Genomic DNA, 18,661 nt, shown 5'->3' on the forward strand with positions numbered 1-18,661 from the left:
AGTCTTTAAGAATGGAGATGATTTTATATTGAAACTACTGTTCCAGGGAGAACCTTAATCTCTTGTTTGAACACCTGGAATAAAAGGGGGTCCAACTGCCGGGTAGAGAGGGGGTAATTCTCATCCAGCAGTTTGAGGACGGGGACTCTATTATTTCTCGAACCCATGATGATTTTGTTGCCAACGAAATCGACTTTTTGCCGCTTTACACCCACGTTAAATATTTTAATTATTTATCGCGGTGTAAACCCTCAAAAGATCCTGTTTGAGTTCGCCTGCTGTCATCATGGTTCAACACCCATTATGTAAATTAACATTACATTGACCGGGGTAGGTATAGGGTGATTATCGAGTTTTTTCTGTCCTTGGGTATAATTATAGGTGGTTTCGGGTAGTTGTCAATACATATACGTCAAATAAATTCACAAATATTTAATTTGCGTTATATTATATAACATAAAAATAACACGATTTGAATATGATTCCTTTTGTTTCTCGCTGCCTGTCTATTTAAAGAGCAGTCCTGAGCAAGCGTCAGGCCCAGCGCCTTCGCCCTAAATCTGTCACCATGTTCTATTCCCGTTAAAAATCCGTTCCAGGAACAAGACGCCCTCCCGCTTCTGGTACTCATTGACTTCATGGCCGGAGAACGGATAGTCTCTTATTTCTTTTGCCGCTTTCATTCGGTTGTATGCGGCATATATGGTTTCGGGCATGCAGACCATATCCTTCCAACCGACGGATACCATGACCGGCACCTGGATTCGCGGCGCCAGATTCAGCATGTCAAAATACGAGAGATGCTCCAGGATTTGATCCAATTGCTCCGGGTGCCGCTTGATGTATTGGGCGATTTCGTTCAGCGAGCTGACCGAATGCAGAATCCCGTAATCCATCCTGCACATGTTGGGAATGTCGGCCACAATGGCCGCGACTTTCGGATTCAATGCCCCTGCAAGCAAAGACAGTCCACCACCTTGACTGCCGCCAACCACGGCAATTTTTTTCGGATCCACTCCCGGTTGCTGCGATGCCGCATCCACCGCTCTCACAGCATCCATCACAACTGCCATGTAATAGGAACGACGAATATCCGTAATCCCCTGCGTCACCCAGCCCTTAACCACGCCGCTGTCCAATGGAAGCAGATTCCCCGTCTCCCCGCCCTGTCCCCTGACGTCCACGGCAAACACCGTATAACCCAGCATCAGCCAGTGAGCATACCTCTCTGGTAATCCACGGTCTCCGGAATAACCCGGGAAGGTTACGATACACGGTCGAGGCTTTTCGTCCGAAGAAGGTTTAGCCCGAGTTATATACCAAGCATGGATGGGCGTATCATCATAACCATGATAAGTGACCTTGGATACTTCCATATAGGGATATGGCGTCGCATCCGGTTGACTAACCATGTGGAGCGGCTTATCACCATACGCCTTCAATGCTTCCTCCCAAAATCGATTCAAAACCTGCTCGTTAATCGTAGGCTCGGGATACAAGTTGCCAAGCTCTTTTTTACGCAGCTCAATGGTATTCATTCTGAGTTAAATCCCCTTTTCGCGAGTAAAGTGGAAGTTCATATGACATGGTTATTTCGGCAAAACATCCGTAATCCCCTTCGAAACGGTAGAAATCATGCCGCTTTATTACAAATTCCTCTCACAATAACGATTCGGCCACAGCTTAAATCGTTATCTTTCTCTAAAAAAATAATAAGCGATCATAGATTTATAGAGTGGAACATATCATAATAGAAACTATGAAAAACCAAAGGGTTGATATAAACGAAGCGCCCGCCCCTAGCAATACGACATCTTATAGTGAATGGAGACGATGAATATGCTGCAAGGTTTAACAAGCGCAGGACTCGGAAAACTTGAAAGCGATTTACAGTTTATCGAACTCGCAGCCAAATATGAATTCCAATGCGTCGATATCGATGCCAAAGGTCTTGTAGACCGCCTTGGCGTGGAAGCGGCATCCAATATGCTGCAATCCCGCCAACTGGAAGTCGGGGCAATCGGTCTTCCCGTGGAATGGAGAGGATCGAACGAGCAGTTCCTAAGCGGCCTTGAGAAACTTCCGGCAGCCGCGGCAGCTGCCAAGGCCCTCGGCTGCACTCGATGCTGTACATACATTCTTCCTTCCACCGACGCACCCGCAGCTCATTTCATGGCGCTGGCCACCACAAGAATACGGGCTTGTGCCAACATTTTGGGAGCATACGGCATTCGATTGGCCTTGGAGTTCGTAGGACCGCATCATCTGCGCACCCAATGGAAGAACCCGTTTATCTGGACTGTACAAGAAACTTTGGATTGGATCGATGCCATCGGAGAGCCGAATGTCGGACTGCTGTATGATGCCTATCACTGGTACACGAATGAAATGACGGTCGCGGATATTCGGCAGCTGCGCGCCGAACAAATCGTTCATGTCCACATTAACGATGCGAAGGACATTCCCGTGGGGGATGTTCTCGATAATGATCGGCTTTATCCGGGTGAAGGCGTAATTAATCTGCCAGGGTTCCTTCAGGCTCTGAACGATATCGGCTATGCAGGCCCGGTTACACAAGAAATATTGACGCCTGCCACGCCGACCGGAACGCCTGAGGAATTGATCGCTAAATCACGGCGAGCCTTCGACACCGTATTCGGTGCTGCTGGATTATAGTAGAGGATCCAGACCACATAACGGAATGATTCCATCTGTTCAAGGGAACACTGATACGGTAGCTTAAGTACATTTTCGGGAGGTCCCTGGAATGAACGGATTTGAGAAGGAAGAACGGGATAACTTTACGGATCTAGCCACCGTTGAGTCACAGCGGAACGATCTGGTGGCCGAGGAATTTCCCGAGGGACCCTACGGTTCCGATCTCCGCAGCGACTCCCTTGGCAAGAGCACCCCATGGCGCAAGGATCAGCGCCCTCCGAATCGGTTTGATTACGAGGATCGCAACTTGCACATGGGCATCGAACGGGAGTATCCCGGTGAAGACGAGAGCATTCAAGCAGACCCGGGACAGCAGAAACCCGAGTAGAGCCGAACTAAAAACCAACCGTCGTGAACTGCACCCCACTTGTTAGACACCTTCTAACATTTGGAGGTGCAGTTTTTCTATGGCCAAGACGGTTGGTTTTTGTCGTAACAGGGCTTGTATCCTCGCTTGGAAAGCATAATGGCCTATAAAAATACATAAGATGGCATATGAAAAACGTCTAACTTCGTAGTCACTCAGAAGAAAGACCGCTTTAGCGGATGTTTTTCTTGCGAGAGCCTTGTACGATTCCAAGAAGGTAGAAATCCGTTGTCCGCAGTTACAGAGACGTGAAGGAGTGGGGGAGTACATCATGCCCATCATCAAGGAGCAGGATGAATTCGTGATTTATGTTGTCACATTATCCAGCGTAAAGCGCTACATGTCCATTGAATTTATCGGCGGGTCTTGCGGTTTCATCATCGCTCAAAAAGCGCTTCAATCCGATCTGTTCGGCATGATTGGCAGCATCATCGCGCCGATGGCCATTCGCCGCGTGCTGCAATGGCAGCAGTATAAATCCAAAGAGTCCTACGCGGATTGGGTTGCGTGCAATCAACAAGCTGAACGAGCTTAGCCCGATATAATCAAGCGAGCGGCATCCCACAGGCTGCCGCTCGCTTGATGTTTATCCATGTTCCGCTCATGATAATGATTTTGATCGAAGAATGATAACAGCAAAACCTCTGCTCAATGCGGAAATAATCATTCTATTCCCATGATAGAAGCCTCTTGCTTGGCAAGAGGTTCATTTTCTCGACCCCGGAAACCAAGCTAAAGCCACTTCCATCACAGGAAGTGGCTTTAGCGGCTCTATATCGACATTCCCGTTTCGGTCATCAGTGGTTAACACCGTTTCAGTTTTCTTCCTAACGTTTCTGCTTGTAAAACTCATGATACAGCTTCATCAGCGCCCGCTTCTCAATCCGCGATACATAACTGCGCGATATGCCGAGTTCCTTGGCGATCTCACGCTGCGTCCGTTCTTCTCCACCAGCTTCCAGTCCAAAACGACCAATAACAACTTCCTTCTCCCGGTCATCCAATATATCGAGGTTTCGGTAGATCTTGCTCTTCTCAATCTTTAACTGCACGGCATCCACGATATCATCCGCTTCCGTCCCTAAAATGTCAATTAATGTAATTTCATTCCCCTCTTTGTCAGTTCCAATCGGATCATGGAGGGATACGTCTTTTCGTGTCTTCTTCAAGGAACGCAAATGCATCAGTATCTCATTTTCTATACAACGGGCAGCAAATGTCGCCAGCTTCGTGCCTTTATTCGGCCTGAAGCTTTCAATCGCCTTGATGAGTCCTATCGTCCCGATGGAAATCAAATCTTCTAAATCCTCGCCGGTGTTATCGAACTTTTTGACGATGTGCGCAACCAGCCGAAGATTATGCTCAATTAGTTTATTGCGCGATTGAGGATCGCCTTCGGCCATACGCTGCAGATGTTTAGCTTCCTCTTCCTCGGTCAGAGGCTGGGGAAACGCGTTGTTTTTCACGTACGAAACGAGCAGGGTCAACTCTTTTATGAACAAAGCAATTGCGGTAAACAATCCAGGCACTTTAGGACACCTCCTGCGAAGTTACAATGCAACCGGCCCTTATCGCGCTCGGTCTCTCGGTCTTCTCATTCTATGTAGGCAACGGCCCAGAAGTGCCTGTACGTGGGAAAGTGATTCGTAAAAACGTTAAATCCCCGATATCTGTCCGACCATTCATAAAAGAAGGCGCGCAATGATACACCATTTGATATTTTAGCGGTCCCTTAACCAAACAACGGACAACCGCAGCTAAGGGTCGTCCTTTCACCACATAACAATATATCATGTTATAAAGGTAAGCTGTATAAAAATGATAAATTGCGTTGCCGCAACGATATATTCCTACTAAGACAAGCTTTTTGGTTCAAATCAATCATCCAAGATCCAGCATATCTGGCCCCATAACTAGAGAAAGTAACGTTGGCAAATATAAAACGATGGACCCACAGAATGATCGAAAAGCCATTCATTACACCAACATAATATAACAGCCATAATTTTTATCAATATAATATATTGACATTAAATTGGTATGTAATTATATTAAATGTAAGCGTTTTATATAATGACCTGACAAACATTAACACCCTGAAGGATGGAAGGGAGAAACTTACCATGTACACATTGGACTATTTTTCTGTATTGCATGATTTGAACCGCGCGATAACCGAAGGCACCTCAGCTTATCCGAAGCTCGGACATATGTTCAGGAGCATGCTGGACAACACGCTGGGTTCGACCATTCGACGGCAGCCCGACGGTACCACATTTGTCATTACCGGCGATATTCCAGCCATGTGGCTTAGGGATTCGGCTGCGCAAATCCGGCCCTTCCTCGTTCCGGCGGGCCAAGACGACAAGCTGGCCGATTTGATCGAGGGGCTCGTTCGCAGGCAAACGGCATTCATCCTGCTCGACCCATACGCCAATGCATTCAATGATTCCCCTTCGGGTCAAGGCCATCAGAACGACCGCACTGCCATGAATCCATGGCTATGGGAGCGCAAATATGAGATCGATTCGTTATGCTATCCCCTTCAGCTTGCTTACCTGTTATGGAAAGAAACCGGTAGGACCTCGCATTTGGATCACACGTTCCATTCAGCTGCCAGAGTCATTCTGGACACCTGGCGAACCGAGCAGCATCACGAAACCAATTCGCCGTATTACTTCGAACGCTTCGATTGTCCTCCAAGCGACACGCTGCCGCGGAGCGGAAAAGGGGCTGAAGTGGCTTACACGGGAATGACCTGGTCCGGCTTCCGTCCGAGCGACGACGCCTGCGCCTACGGATACCTCATTCCGTCCAATATGTTCGCCGTCGTTGTGCTTGGTTATCTGGCGGAGATTTGCCGTGATGTCCTGCACGATCCCGAGTTGGAAGCGGAGGCGGAGAAACTTGCCGATGAGATCCGTCATGGCATTGCGTCGTACGGCGTGGTCGATCACCCCGAATATGGCAAAATATATGCCTATGAAACGGACGGGATGGGAAACCATCTGCTGATGGATGACGCCAACGTCCCCAGCCTTTTGTCCATTCCGTATTTGGGTTATACAAGCGCTGATGACCCGATCTACCAGAATACCCGCAGGTTCGTGCTGAGCCACGCCAATCCGTATTATTATCAAGGCACTGCCGCCGCAGGCGTCGGAAGCCCCCACACGCCGGATCGTTATATCTGGCCGATTGCACTGGCGATTCAAGGCTTGACGACCACGGATCGGGAAGAGAAACTTAGACTGCTACGGCTGATGGCCGATACCGATGCAGGCACCGGTATGATGCATGAAGGATTTCTGGTCGACGATCCTGCCCGTTATACTCGCCCATGGTTTTCCTGGGCTAACATGATGTTTTGCGAGCTGATCATGGATTACTGCGGCATTCGAGTCAAAGCGAATGATATCGGAGGAGGTCATCGGGATCACTATGGGAACCAATAGGAAGCTTCGCGGCTGGGTCACCGGATATCTGTTCATTTTACCGTCCATTATCGGCTTCAGCGTTTTTGTCGCCTACCCTCTGTTGTCGTCCATGTATTACGCCATGACAGAATGGAGCGGGTACGATTCTCCCCGTTTTGTCGGATTTGAGAACTTTAGATACCTGTTCACCGAGGATCCGGCTTTTTGGCCTTCCATCCGGGCGACGTTTTACTTCGTGATGCTGAGTGTTCCTTTATCACTGATTCTAGGCTTGTTATTGGCCATGATGCTGAACAAAAACTTGACAGGCATCAAATGGTTCCGCACGATCTTTTATCTTCCCGTCGTCGTTCCCTCCATCGCCACGCTCACGTTGTGGCAATTTATCTATGAGCCGCAATACGGTCTGGCAAATTCGCTGCTAAGAGAGTTCGGATTGCCGCCGGGCACTTGGTTGACCAGCGAAACGACAGCGCTTCCATCGATCGTGTTAATCGGTTTATGGCAGGTCGGATCCAGTGTCATCATTTTTCTGAGCGGTCTGCAGTCGGTTCCCCAGGAAATGTATGAAGCGGCGGAAGTTGACGGCGCCTCCAGGTGGCGGATGTCGTTAAACATTACGCTGCCCATGATCACCCCGATCCTGTTCCTGCAGCTTATACTCGGCATCATCGGCGCATTCCAGGCGTTTAACCAGGTTCAGGTATTGACTGGAGGCGGCCCGAACTTTTCCACCTCCCTGCTGAATTACAAAATCTATACCGACGCCTTCAATGGCAGAATGTTTGGCTATGCAATCGCGGAAGTGTGGGTACTGTTCGTCATCATCATGATTTTTACCGTGATTTCTTACCGGTACTCCAACCGGTTCGTTTATTACGAAAGCGACAAATAAGGGGGTAAGAAGGGATGCAAACGGAAGTACGGCCCAAACAACAAGGAAATCTGAATGCGGCGGACATACGCGTTAAGCAAAGAGTACGATTTAACTGGATTGATGCCTTTCGTTTTATCATATTGGCTATCGGCGCCATTGCGATGCTGTTCCCCCTCTTGTGGATGGTTACCATTGCACTGAAGAGCAACAATGACGTGTTCAAAATTCCGCCCGAATGGTTTCCGCGGGAATTTCATTGGTCCAATTTTGTAACCGGAACGAAGGAAATCAACTTTTGGCAAACGTTTGGCAACTCCCTGTTTATTGCGATTACCTGCACGATCGGACAGATTATAAGCTCGGTTCTGGTGGGCTATGGTCTGGCACGGCTGAAGTTCCCGGGACGTAAACTGTGGTTCTCGCTTTTTGTAGGGAGCCTCATGCTTCCCGGATTTGTCGGCATGATCCCTATGTTTAACCTGTATACCAGCATCGGATGGTACGATTCCTGGCTGCCGATCATTGTGCCCGCCTTTTTTGGAAACGCCACGTTCTCGTTCCTGTTTGTCCAGTATATAAAAACGATCTCCGTCTCATTTGACGAGGCTGCCAAAATAGACGGGGCATCGGACCTTTATGTACTGCTCAAGGTGCTGGTGCCGATGTCCATGCCAGTCATCATGACCATGGTGATCTTTGCGTTCCAAGGGGCATGGAATCAATATTTGGAACCCCTGCTCTATATTATCGACCCAAGCAAATGGACGTTGTCACTGGCGATGGCTACCTATACGGGCACCTATGCGACAGCCTGGAACCTGTTCATGGCCGCGGATTTAATTTATATCCTGCCGATGCTGCTGCTCTTCTTCTTTGGCCAGAAGTTTTTTATGCAGGGGCTCGGCTCCATGAATTCCGCGGGTTTAAAGTAAAGCTTCCGACCGTATGGGAGGTGATGCCGATTCTAACTTGACTGAAGTAAAAAGCATGTGATGTTCAGTTCATTTAAATTTACCATTGGGGAGGTCTTTCAATGAGACAGGGTGTTAGAAGGTGGGCCAGCGGAATCATCGCTTTACTGTTATTTTCAAGTTTGCTAGCCGCTTGCGGCGGCAACGGCGGAGGCTCCGGTTCGGCGAGCCCAGGGAACACACCATCCGGAGAAGGTAACGCCGGGTCCAAGAAACCCGTCGAAGTCACGATGATTACTTGGGAGTCAGCGGCCATGAACGAAAAAATCATGGCATCCATGAAAAAATTCGAAGAGGATAACCCCGACATCAAAGTGAAACTCATCCCTACGCCATTGGACAATTACGGTGTCAAGATCAACGGAATGATCACGGCGAAGAAAGCGCCCGACATCTTTATGACCGGCAACGACATGCTGCTCGATAATGCCGGCAAAGGACTCCTCTATGACTGGACGGAGCTTGCAACACAGGACAAAGCGTTCATGGAGGGCTTTTACGATGGCGTGGTGGACAGCTGGTACTATGAAGGCAAGTTGGTCGGATTGCCGGGCCTCTTGAACACATACGGTATTTTTTACAATAAAAAATCATTCCAGGATGCCGGCCTTCCGGAACCGAAGATTGGCTGGACCTATGATGAATTCTTCACGGCGATGGATAAACTTTCGAGCAATCAGGGCGGCGTGCAGCAATTTGGTTATTACGCCCCCCTTGACCCCTTCCACGTCTCTCTCTATTCGGTTTCCGCAGGCGGCGCTCCCTTCGCTGATGCCATCATCAATCCAACGAAGGTGGAAATCAGCGACCCGTTCAGGGAAGGAGTCGAAAAATATAAATCCGCCATTGAAAACGGTTACATGAATCCCCCTACTTTTGACTTAACGAATGCCATGAGTTCGTTCAAACAAGGTAAAGTCCCGATGACCCTGCAAGGGCAATGGGTAGCCGATGACTTGATCCGTACGGCTCCGAAGGAATTGGAGTGGGGCTACGTGCCGATGCCGGTGGTAAACAGCCAGACCGAGATTTATGACGCTGTAGGCTGGTCCAGTCCGGCAACGCTCAAAAATCCGGAAGCGGTATGGAAAGTGCTCAAGTACCTGGATTCCAAAATGTACGAGGAAGTCCTCCCTTCAACCCCGGTGGCTCCTGCAGCCTATCAAGCATCTTCCGCAGCTTATTACGAAGCGCTGAAAGCGGCCGGACATCCTGAAGTGGGCGAAGGCCTTGATCATATTCTGAAATCCCAGAATACGCAGCCGGTTCGTTTCCTGTCGACATGGGCAGGCAAAGCGTACCCGTTCATCGAAGCATCATGGAAAAACATTCTGATGGGCAAAGCCCCAATCACCGAACTGGATGTGATGGCTGAAAAAATCAACAAAGTGATTACGACCGGAAAGTAGTAACCGGGTATCGCTAAACTTATGAAGCCGATCGTGAATGGAAAGGATCGGCTTCGATTTGAAAATAAAGGAGGAACATTCATGTCACTCAGATTAGGTCAACTTTTCAAGTTTCTGGCGGTGCCTCTGGCTATCGCGCTCATGCTCGGTTCCATGCCCGGCATCGGAACGTCCAAAGCCTACGCCTATACCGCATCGGACGGGGATACAGCGATGAGAGCTTTTAACGATACATTCTGGGATCCGAACGCCAAGATGTTCTGGAAGGATTCGAAGCGCGAAAAGCATCAAGACTTCTGGGTGGAGGCAGAGTTGTGGGAATTGGTCATGGATGCATATCAGCATACATCCGATCCTGTCTTGAAAGCCGAGCTTAAAACGCAGATCGACGATGTATATGACGGCACCGTCGCCAAGTACGGCCAAGATTGGACGAATAATCCGTTCAATGACGATATTATGTGGTGGGCAATGGGCAGCGCCAGAGCCTATCAAATCACCGGGAATCCAAGATATTTGGAGGCCGCAAAGGATCATTTCGATTTTGTGTACGATACGCAGTGGGATGAAGAGTTCGCAAGCGGCGGCATTTGGTGGCTGAACAGCGACCATAATACCAAGAATGCGTGCATTAATTTCCCGGCGGCGGAAGCTGCACTTTATCTTTACGATATTACGAAAGATGAGCATTATTTGAACGCGGCAACCAAAATATTCAGATGGGGCAAAACGATGCTTACGGACGGAAACGGAAAAGTGTTCGACCGTATCGAAGTTGAACATGGCTCGATTCCGGATGCCACTCACTACAACCAGGGTACATACATCGGGGCGGCCGTCGGATTGTATAAAGCGACCGGAAATGCCGTTTTCCTCGATGACGCGGTCAAAGCTGCTACATTCACCAAGAACCATCTGGTGGATTCAAACGGGGTATTGAATTACGAAGGCCCCAACGGAGATCTGAAAGGCGGCAAAACGATCCTGATGCGCAATCTGGCCCATCTGCAAAAGACACTGGATGAAACCGGCCAGCACCCGGAATTCAGCGCTGAATTCGACGAATGGCTTGCATTCAATGTCGAAATGGCCTGGAGCCATCGCAATCCGGATCATATCGTGGATGGCAACTGGGCAGGACAGCTGTTGTCCGGAACCTATGAATCCTGGTCCTCAGCCGCTGCCGTTCAAGCTTTAAACGTGATCAAGCCGATGGAAGCGGAGCTTCGTTATGCCGTCAAAAACCCCTTCGATAAAATCGAAGCGGAGCGCTACAATATCGGGGCCGGATTCGTGCTGGAGGGTTCATTTGAAGGTTCGCTGCAATTAGGCGGAATCCAGCATGGCTCTTATGCCGCTTACAAAAATGTGGATTTCGGCTCAGACGGCGCGATCGGCTTCATTGCCAGAGCGTCTAGCGGAACGGGCGGAGGCCAAATTGAGATCCGGCTTGATTCCAAGGATGGCCCCAAAGTCGGGACCTTGAACGTAGAGGGAACGGGCGACTGGAATCATTATATCGATGCCGTCACCCTCCTTAAAGATGACCAGGGAGCGCCAAGCACCATAACCGGCGTCCATGATGTGTATCTTGTCTTCACCAAGACGAATGACGATTATTTATTCAATTTGAACTGGTTCCAATTTACGACGACGGACCCGACCGAAACCGACGCGTATGCCAAGCTGAAGGCCGGAAATTATGACAGCAGCGAAGGACTTAGTAAACATGCCGAGTTCGGATATTTGGACGGAATCCATCACAATGCCTATGCCTCTTATGAAGGAATTGATTTTGGAACTGGCGCGGCTGGTATCACTGTGCATGTGGCAAGCGGTAATCAAGGCGGCACGATCGAGATTAAATTGGACAGTCAAGATGGACCTACCGCAGGTGTCGTTCAAATTCCGGCGCTGGGAAGCTGGGATAACTGGGTCGATATCATGGCGAATATTGATGACACCCTCGCTGTAGGCGTTCACGATGTATACCTTGTTTTCAAAGGAGCGAATGGCAGCGACTACCCCCTCAATCTGGAGTGGTTCACCTTTACCACCATGAAAGGAAAAGCAAGGGATGCTTACGAGAAGCTAGAAGCCGAGAACTATACGAACGGGGTAGGCTTCGGCAGAGAAACCGGCGGCGGGGAAACTTACCTAGCCGGGATGTTTGGTCCAAACAACCCTTATGCCATGTACAATTATATTGACTTTGGCAGCGAAAGCCCTACCCAATTCCATGTCAACGCAGCCAGCGCCACGGCTGGCGGGACGATCGAGGTCAGACTGGACAGTCTGGGCGGTCCGGTCATTGCAACAGCCACCGTCTCAGGGACCGGAGGCTGGCAGAATTTCAAAGTTTTCTCGACAGATGTAACGACCCCTGTAACGGGAAAACACATTGTATTCATGTCTTTTAAAGGTGGAGATTGGTTATATAACTTTGATAAATTCACTTTTGGCGATCCGGCTGTATTTACGGAGCCTGATGCTCCTACCCTGCCCGAAGAGGACGACATTGCCCCGGGTGAGGTAGAGAACGTGCAGGTGAAACGCGGCGAGGGCAACATAACGCTGATTTGGGATGGCCCCTATGATATCGATGCTCAAAAAGTACAAATTACGCTGCGGAGCGATGGACAACAGGTTGGCGACGTCATCGAGGTCAATCGGGGAGTTCAAACAGCGGTGATACAGGGAATCGAAGCTGGCAAGAATTATACACTCTTCATCCGGTCTAAAGATTTGTCCGGCAATGTTTCGCAGGGGGTCACCATAGAGGTCACGGATCTACCCTCCCTCTCTCTGACTGCCAATGGAAAGAGCTTGGAGGATGGCGATTCTTTGGAGGATTACATGGTCCTCAGCTTCAAAATCTTGGACACTGCCGCCATTCCATTTGCCGAAATAACGGTCAATGGCAAAGCATATGCGCTGGATCCATTGACCAAGGACGCTATCGACATCGATTTGGCTGGGAATTTGGGCGACATAACGGCAACGGTTATGACTGAAGATCGGTCCGGTAACAAGCTTCAGAAAACGTTCCAGTTCCGAGTCATCACCAGCGTGCCTTCCATGAAACAATTAATCGCCCGATTCGCGGATTCAGGAGATGTACGCGGAGCGATCATTCCCCAGTTGAGCAATGCCCTTAACCAGGTCCAGCATCATCTGGATAAGGGTAGACGGGAGCAGGCCGTGAAACATATGCAGAATTTCATCAAGCATCTGAATAAAGAGGCTATGGGACGCCACGTCAGCGATCAAGCCAAAACAGTATTGAATACCGATGCGAACTCCCTGCTCGAAGATTGGCAGGATGGCTTGGAGTAAACCTAAAGCGCTATAGCGGCAACCATGCTGACATGTGAAAAAGTGACTCCTGGTGATTCAGGAGTCACTTTTTGCTTTATTTTACCTGCACCCACGGTATCTTGGGGTCCGTACGTGCGATGCCTGTCACAAGAAGTACCTAATAAGAAACGGCTAGGTAGGATACCTTTCACAAGTCCGGGCTGCTTAATCGTTCAAACAGCCAATCGTACGAATACCGGCCGCTAATTTCATGTGATCCAGGGAACAGATCGGTTCGAAACTTCTTCTCCGCACCGGTGCGCCGATATATTTCCCTGAGCTCATGAGCTGCTGCTTCAAAGCCGGCAGCCGGAAATATTCGATCATGGGTTCCAGACTCCAGAAACAAGGGCCTAGGACAGATCAGTCCCATCCATTCCGGCAGCTCGGCATGGTTCAGGATGCCGGGGATGTAATTGCATACACAGTGCTGCACCGCCATAATGCTGTCCTTAAAAGTATTGGGGTATCCAGCAAGCACGGCAGCCCGAATCCGTTCATCCAGCGCCGCGCACAGGAACGAGATAAGCCCGCCTCCCGAAAAGCCCATGATGCCGATGTGGTCAGCCTGAACTTCGGGACGCTCGGCCACGTACTCCAATGCCTTCAGCGTCTCGGCTGCGCGGAGACCAGCGAGCGTCTTGCCATGCATCATCAGTTGGGTAGACAGCCGATGGCAGGAGTTCGGGGCATCCGGATTTAGTGCGAGATCCGCCGCAAGGCGGCGCTCACCGAAACCGGCTACATCCGGAGCGATTACCACCATGCCCCGCCGTACCAACTGGACAGCGAAATGCCGGTGTATGCCGGGCGTATCGGGATCGCTTGATCCGTCCTGTCTCAGTCCGACAATTTCCCTGCTTCCATAGCCATGACCATGAACGGCGACGACTGCTGGCATCGGCTTCATCGGATTCCCTTCCGGAATTAATACATATGCCGCAAAGGATACGCCCGGTATGGCGGACAGCTCCACCCTCTCCCGAATATATCCGTCACACCGCTCCTGTTCAAGCAGTACCGGCTTGTGCCCTTCATTGGATTCGAATTCGCCGATCAATTGCCGAAGCGTCTGCTTCAAATGCCCTTTGCGCTCTTTGGCACTCATGGAAACCTGCCTGTCTTTCGTTCGTCCCATAGCTTCGTTATACATGGACTCCAGCAAAGCATCTGCACGCCACATCCCGTACTCACCGCCTTCGATTTACTCATTGTTTTTAGACACGGCGTTTCCCTTGGATAACTTATTTCCCCTGTATGCCTGGGCTTCAAGGCCCCATATTCACCAGGACGGCTTCGGGCCCGGTCGGTCTCCGGCTCCCCCTTTGGGTTCCATGCTGACGACAGCACTGTCTGCCCGTCGTTTCCCTTCAAGCCTGCTGCTCGTCTGGCCGCAAATTACCGGACTGACCGCAGCAACGTTGATCTGCTTCGCCATCTCTTACGTCCTGTTCCTCCGACAGGAGATTAGAGGCCGGTCCTGATCTTTAGGTTATACGAACAAGCTCATCTGAATGATTTTTCAGATGAGCTTGTTTTTTTCATGAGTTCAATTTAGCTGCATCCGTCTACCTTCCCTGAACGACCGCTTGCGACGAAAATCCGATCTTCTGCAGCCAGCCCGCGCACAGACCCGTCCATTGCGAAACACTGGCATTTTCTTCTGCAAGACCAAGACCGTGCCGACCCTCCGGGAATACATGAAGCTCAAACGGGATGCGCTGCTCGCTAAGCGCTTTGGCATACATCAGGCTGTTTTCGACGGGAACCGCGCCATCGTCCGCGGTATGCCACAGAAAGGACGGAGGGGTCTCCGGTTTCACCGCAAGCTCGAGAGACAACGCATTTCTCAACACTTCCGGCGGTTCCTCTCCCAACAAATTGGTCATGGAGCCCTCATGGTAATAATCCTTAAATGAAATGACCGGGTAACAGAGAATGGAAGCGTTCGGGCGGGAGCTCTGCCGGTCCACAGCATCCACGGCCTCCGGATTGCCTTCATCGAAATGCGTACTGGCGCTCGCCGCGAGATGTCCGCCGGCTGAGAACCCGAGGATTCCGATGCGGTCCGGATCGATATTCCATTCCTTGGCGTGATGCCTTACAAGCCGGACCGCACGCTGGGCATCGCCCAGCGGATACGGATGCCGATAAGGGGCAACACGGTAATGAACGACAAAGGCCGATAGCCCAATCGAATTAAGCCACATGGCAACCGGATCACCCTCATGATCCGCGCGCCGCCCGTAGCCGCCGCCCGGAAGCACAAGCACGGCCCCGTGAGGGGTGTCCTTTTGTAATAGATAAGGTGTCATGTAGGGCGTGAATTTCTCTTCCACCGACTCATGTCCGGGGATATCCTGTTCCCAAAGCTTCATCATATCCATTCCTTTCTGTCTCTCATATCCAGTCGTTTATTCACTTAGTTCTTCATTTCCTTCAGCTTTCGGCACTCCGGGACCAAGCAAATCCAGTCTCAGGGGTGTAAACGCATCCAAAAGAGCGGAGGGTTCCAGTGCCTTCACCCCATGCTCTGCCCCACCGGGAATGACGATGGTATCACCCTGACGCACCAGGGTCGTCTCACCGTTGATATAAAATTCGATTGCTCCCTTCAGACAGTAGCTCATCTGCTCATGGGGATGGCTGTGCAGTGCACCTTGCGCCCCTTCTTCAAAATGTACCTCCATCATCATCAGGCCGATCCCGGGTTTAAACACCTTCCTCGTCACCCCGGGCTCCGCTTGTTCCCAAACTCCGATTTCCGCCATGATCCTCCTCCTCTGCTAATCCAAGTACCGAATTCCACGGATATCGACTCATTAAATTAAAAAACCTTCATAACTTCTTCGCCGAAGGATCTATGTATTCCTATTATCCATCTCATAAAAATTCAGAGAGTCATGTCGACTGATTGATCCTATATATTTAGAGTTCCTGACTCGTAAATCATCTCCCCGTATCTGCTCGTAAAGATGAGAACACAGAATCGGGAATATCCAGCTTTCGTTCCTGCAGCCCCCCAAGCTCACGCAGCGAATAGCGGATAAGAACTGCCTGCGTTCCCGCATTCATGTCCCCTTCAACCTCACCCTTGCCCAGCGGAACCGCCTCCGGCATGTCAGGGTAATACTCACCTTGCTTCACTTGGGCCACATTCGGTGCCGGCGGGGAATGATCAATTTCCCTGGAAAATCCGCCGTCCGCCCGCTTGAGCCGCGCCATATTCCACAAGGTGATTTCCGCGATCTCCAGAACGTCCTCTTCCGGGATGCGCAGCTTCATCGAGGTCAGGAGGCTGATCGGGTTCCGGATGTAACACATGTCAACGGCCTTCTCGTTCCGCAGAGCGTGCAGAAGGGACCGGTATATGTCCGGAGTCCGCGGCAGGGGAGCCTGAAATCGGTTATAGAACGTCAACAGTTTGAAGGTTCCCGATATTCGCACATAAGGGGTGCCTTCACCCCACAACCCCGTTACGGGGTCTTGAATACTCGCAAAATAAGACAAAGCTTCATATAAAAATGGCCCCCGCTCCTCCGGCGTCATCTGATTTAAATAAGGGGCCGAGTTGCACAGCCGGTCGCAGCCGCGCCAGCTGTTTGCAAGACTGATCGAATGCAGCCACTCCGCATAAGCTTCAGGAGAACGGCAATAGGCCGGAGCCATATTCCGATTGCCCGGCAGCGGATGCAAGGGTGATGCCCCCAACTTGCCAAGTGCTCCTACGCTGTAGCCAAGCGCGCGGCCCACCATCACATCGTCTTTTCTCATCTTGGGATCAGCATCATAAAAATAACCCGCCCTAGGGTCTTGCTTCGACTGGAAAAAACGCACGAAACCCGTCTTGATATCATCGGCCAGCCTTTGCTGAAGCCCGCAGCGCTCGATAATGCCCAACGCTTGCGCCGTCGATTCGATGTCCGGCGTAAACGCACCGGAATCCCTTGAACTGCGGGCATAATAAAAGCCGCCGGAAGCAGCGTCATATTGACCTTCGAGCCATTCGAAGAAACCTTCAAACAACCCATCGCCATCCGTCAGAATGTCCTCTAATCTCTTTGTCATTCCCTACCCCTTCTTTCAGCTGCTTATGACGTTATATGAAAAACCCCGAAAAATCACCCTGCCCTTACCGACGGCATCCAGTCCGATGCGGAGGCTCTGAAACCCGCCAAACGTGTTGTGATGGAATCCTGAAACATCCACCACTTTGTCATACCGGAGCCATTCCAACCCATCGAAGCTGTAATAGAATGAGACGATATGCGCATCGTTTACCAAACGCAAAAATGCCCTGCGCTGATCATTCGGCATCGTGCCGTAGCCCTTAAATGACCGGAAATGCCGGACCCCACGCTCGTTGACTCCCATCCCGAGATATGCCGCATCGTTATAATAGAGGAGCAGGCGGCCTTCTGCCGGGCCCTCCACGATGATCTCGACCTCTGCTGAATAACGCTTATGGCCCGCCATGTAGAGCAGCGGAGAAGCTTTTGCCTCCTCGGATGCTGCCTCGGCTACCAATTCATGATTCCCCGGATGGAACCGGGCGGAAGGCTCCACACCTTCACACTGCCAATGAAGTCCCAGCTCAGGATCATCAAAGGTATCCCTGAATGCGACACCTTGATTCACAGCATTGATTTCTCCTTCATCATGCGGCCGATCGCACTCGCCAATAAGTCCCTCACGGCCTCCCGCAGCACGAAACCATCCGTCCGAGGTCCATTCGATCGGTTCGAGCAAGGTCTGCCTGCCCAGCGAATGGAACCCGCCCGCATAAGCATGGTAGACTATCCACCACTGGCCGTCCGGGGAGTCGATCAACGAGGCGTGCCCTTTTGACCACCAGGGCTCATCCCTGGATTCCGTATGAACGATCGGGTTGTACGGAGAATGCTCCCAAGGACCCCATGGCGTTCTGGATCTTGACGACACGGCCATATGGCTTGTGGGCGGTCCAGCTGTCCCTCCGACTGCCACCGTCAGATAAAAATATCCATCGCGAACGGTAATTTTCGGCCCCTCCAAGCTGTATGCCTCCACGACCCAATCATCCGGATACCGCCAGCCGTTATACACATGTCTGACTTCGCCTGTGACCGCGAGTCCGTCCGCCGTAAGCTCTACAAAATCACCGCCGGACATATGTAAATAACGCTTTCCGTCCGGTCCTACCGTGTGCCCCGGATCAATTCCTTTGATCCCCAAATGAATCGGTTTGCTCCACGGTCCCGTCGGACTGGATGCCGTTACGACCCAGTTCGTTCGCGCTGCCGGATAATAAATATAATACATGCCGTTATGCGCCACGAATTCCGGCGCCCATACGTCCCCCTCGTATTGGGGCAATGCTGCCCCAATACGGCTCCAATTTAGCAAATCACGCGAATGCCAGATGACGAGACCTGGCGTCAGCTTGTAGGAGGAATGTGTCATGTAATAATCCTCGCCAACCCGGATGATCGACGGGTCGGCATAATTACCGGCAATGATCGGTGCATACTGTTTCTTTTCCAACA

15 protein-coding genes and 1 pseudogene are annotated in these 18,661 nt (G+C 50.7%); 9 read left to right on the plus strand and 7 right to left on the minus strand.

Annotated features, from left to right (window positions below):
* Positions 1 to 563: 563 nt before the first annotated feature.
* Complete coding sequence (locus tag ABEW73_RS14365; protein ID WP_430167095.1) at positions 564 to 1,538, minus strand: acetylxylan esterase; 975 nt, start codon at positions 1,536 to 1,538, stop codon at positions 564 to 566.
* A 301-nt stretch (positions 1,539 to 1,839) separates the two neighbouring features.
* Here ABEW73_RS14365 and ABEW73_RS14370 point away from each other — a divergent pair, with 301 nt between their 5' ends.
* From ABEW73_RS14370 to ABEW73_RS14380, 3 genes are all read left to right on the plus strand, one after another.
* Positions 1,840 to 2,676 (plus strand): sugar phosphate isomerase/epimerase family protein, encoded by an 837-nt coding sequence (locus ABEW73_RS14370; RefSeq protein WP_430167097.1) that lies wholly within the window; start codon positions 1,840 to 1,842, stop codon positions 2,674 to 2,676.
* Between the two features lie 91 nt (positions 2,677 to 2,767).
* A complete protein-coding gene (locus ABEW73_RS14375; RefSeq protein ID WP_430167099.1) occupies positions 2,768 to 3,046 on the plus strand; it encodes a hypothetical protein in 279 nt (92 codons plus the stop codon).
* 310 nt (positions 3,047 to 3,356) lie between these two features.
* Complete coding sequence (locus ABEW73_RS14380) at positions 3,357 to 3,620, plus strand: hypothetical protein (RefSeq protein ID WP_430167100.1); 264 nt, start codon at positions 3,357 to 3,359, stop codon at positions 3,618 to 3,620.
* Between the two features lie 292 nt (positions 3,621 to 3,912).
* On the opposite strand, the gene sigK is transcribed toward ABEW73_RS14380, so the two are convergent.
* Entirely contained in the window at positions 3,913 to 4,614 is a 702-nt protein-coding gene (gene sigK, locus ABEW73_RS14385) for an RNA polymerase sporulation sigma factor SigK (RefSeq protein ID WP_006208952.1), read from the minus strand.
* A gap of 594 nt (positions 4,615 to 5,208) precedes the next feature.
* On the opposite strand from sigK, the gene ABEW73_RS14390 reads away from it, so the two are divergent.
* The 5 genes from ABEW73_RS14390 (at position 5,209) to ABEW73_RS14410 (ending at position 13,115) form a co-directional block, all read left to right on the plus strand.
* On the plus strand, positions 5,209 to 6,540 hold the full coding sequence (locus ABEW73_RS14390; protein WP_430167102.1) for a glycoside hydrolase family 125 protein: 1,332 nt from the start codon (positions 5,209 to 5,211) through the stop codon (positions 6,538 to 6,540).
* Positions 6,527 to 7,417, plus strand: a complete 891-nt coding sequence (locus ABEW73_RS14395; protein ID WP_430167104.1) for a carbohydrate ABC transporter permease — start codon at positions 6,527 to 6,529, stop codon at positions 7,415 to 7,417. The genes ABEW73_RS14390 and ABEW73_RS14395 overlap by 14 nt, the downstream gene beginning before the upstream one ends.
* Positions 7,418 to 7,431: 14 nt before the next feature.
* Positions 7,432 to 8,331: a carbohydrate ABC transporter permease gene (locus ABEW73_RS14400; protein ID WP_430167106.1), complete on the plus strand. Its 900-nt coding sequence runs from the start codon at positions 7,432 to 7,434 to the stop codon at positions 8,329 to 8,331.
* Positions 8,332 to 8,432: 101 nt separating this feature from the next.
* A complete protein-coding gene (locus ABEW73_RS14405) occupies positions 8,433 to 9,779 on the plus strand; it encodes an ABC transporter substrate-binding protein (protein WP_430167108.1) in 1,347 nt (448 codons plus the stop codon).
* 81 nt (positions 9,780 to 9,860) lie between these two features.
* The gene (locus ABEW73_RS14410; protein WP_430167110.1) at positions 9,861 to 13,115 is read left to right on the plus strand and encodes a carbohydrate-binding protein; all 3,255 of its coding nucleotides are present in this window, start codon (positions 9,861 to 9,863) and stop codon (positions 13,113 to 13,115) included.
* A gap of 169 nt (positions 13,116 to 13,284) precedes the next feature.
* On the opposite strand, the gene ABEW73_RS14415 is transcribed toward ABEW73_RS14410, so the two are convergent.
* Positions 13,285 to 14,319, minus strand: coding sequence for a dienelactone hydrolase family protein (locus ABEW73_RS14415; RefSeq protein WP_430167112.1), 1,035 nt, complete (start codon positions 14,317 to 14,319; stop codon positions 13,285 to 13,287).
* A 181-nt stretch (positions 14,320 to 14,500) separates the two neighbouring features.
* On the opposite strand from ABEW73_RS14415, the pseudogene ABEW73_RS14420 reads away from it, so the two are divergent.
* Positions 14,501 to 14,620: pseudogene (locus ABEW73_RS14420) on the plus strand (ABC transporter permease); the annotation flags it as partial.
* Positions 14,621 to 14,704: 84 nt separating this feature from the next.
* On the opposite strand, the gene ABEW73_RS14425 reads toward ABEW73_RS14420, so the two are convergent.
* From ABEW73_RS14425 to ABEW73_RS14440, 4 genes are all read right to left on the minus strand, one after another.
* A complete protein-coding gene (locus ABEW73_RS14425; protein WP_430167292.1) occupies positions 14,705 to 15,514 on the minus strand; it encodes an alpha/beta hydrolase in 810 nt (269 codons plus the stop codon).
* Between the two features lie 36 nt (positions 15,515 to 15,550).
* Positions 15,551 to 15,907 carry a cupin domain-containing protein gene (locus ABEW73_RS14430; RefSeq protein ID WP_430167114.1) on the minus strand — a complete coding sequence of 119 codons (357 nt, stop codon included), beginning with the start codon at positions 15,905 to 15,907 and terminating at the stop codon, positions 15,551 to 15,553.
* Between the two features lie 178 nt (positions 15,908 to 16,085).
* Complete coding sequence (locus ABEW73_RS14435; RefSeq protein WP_430167116.1) at positions 16,086 to 17,204, minus strand: hypothetical protein; 1,119 nt, start codon at positions 17,202 to 17,204, stop codon at positions 16,086 to 16,088.
* A gap of 15 nt (positions 17,205 to 17,219) precedes the next feature.
* Entirely contained in the window at positions 17,220 to 18,659 is a 1,440-nt protein-coding gene (locus tag ABEW73_RS14440) for a family 43 glycosylhydrolase (protein WP_430167294.1), read from the minus strand.
* Positions 18,660 to 18,661: the final 2 nt, after the last annotated feature.

It is taken from the genome of Paenibacillus lautus (genome assembly GCF_050482385.1).
Lineage (GTDB): Bacteria > Bacillota > Bacilli > Paenibacillales > Paenibacillaceae > Paenibacillus_AQ > Paenibacillus_AQ lautus_B.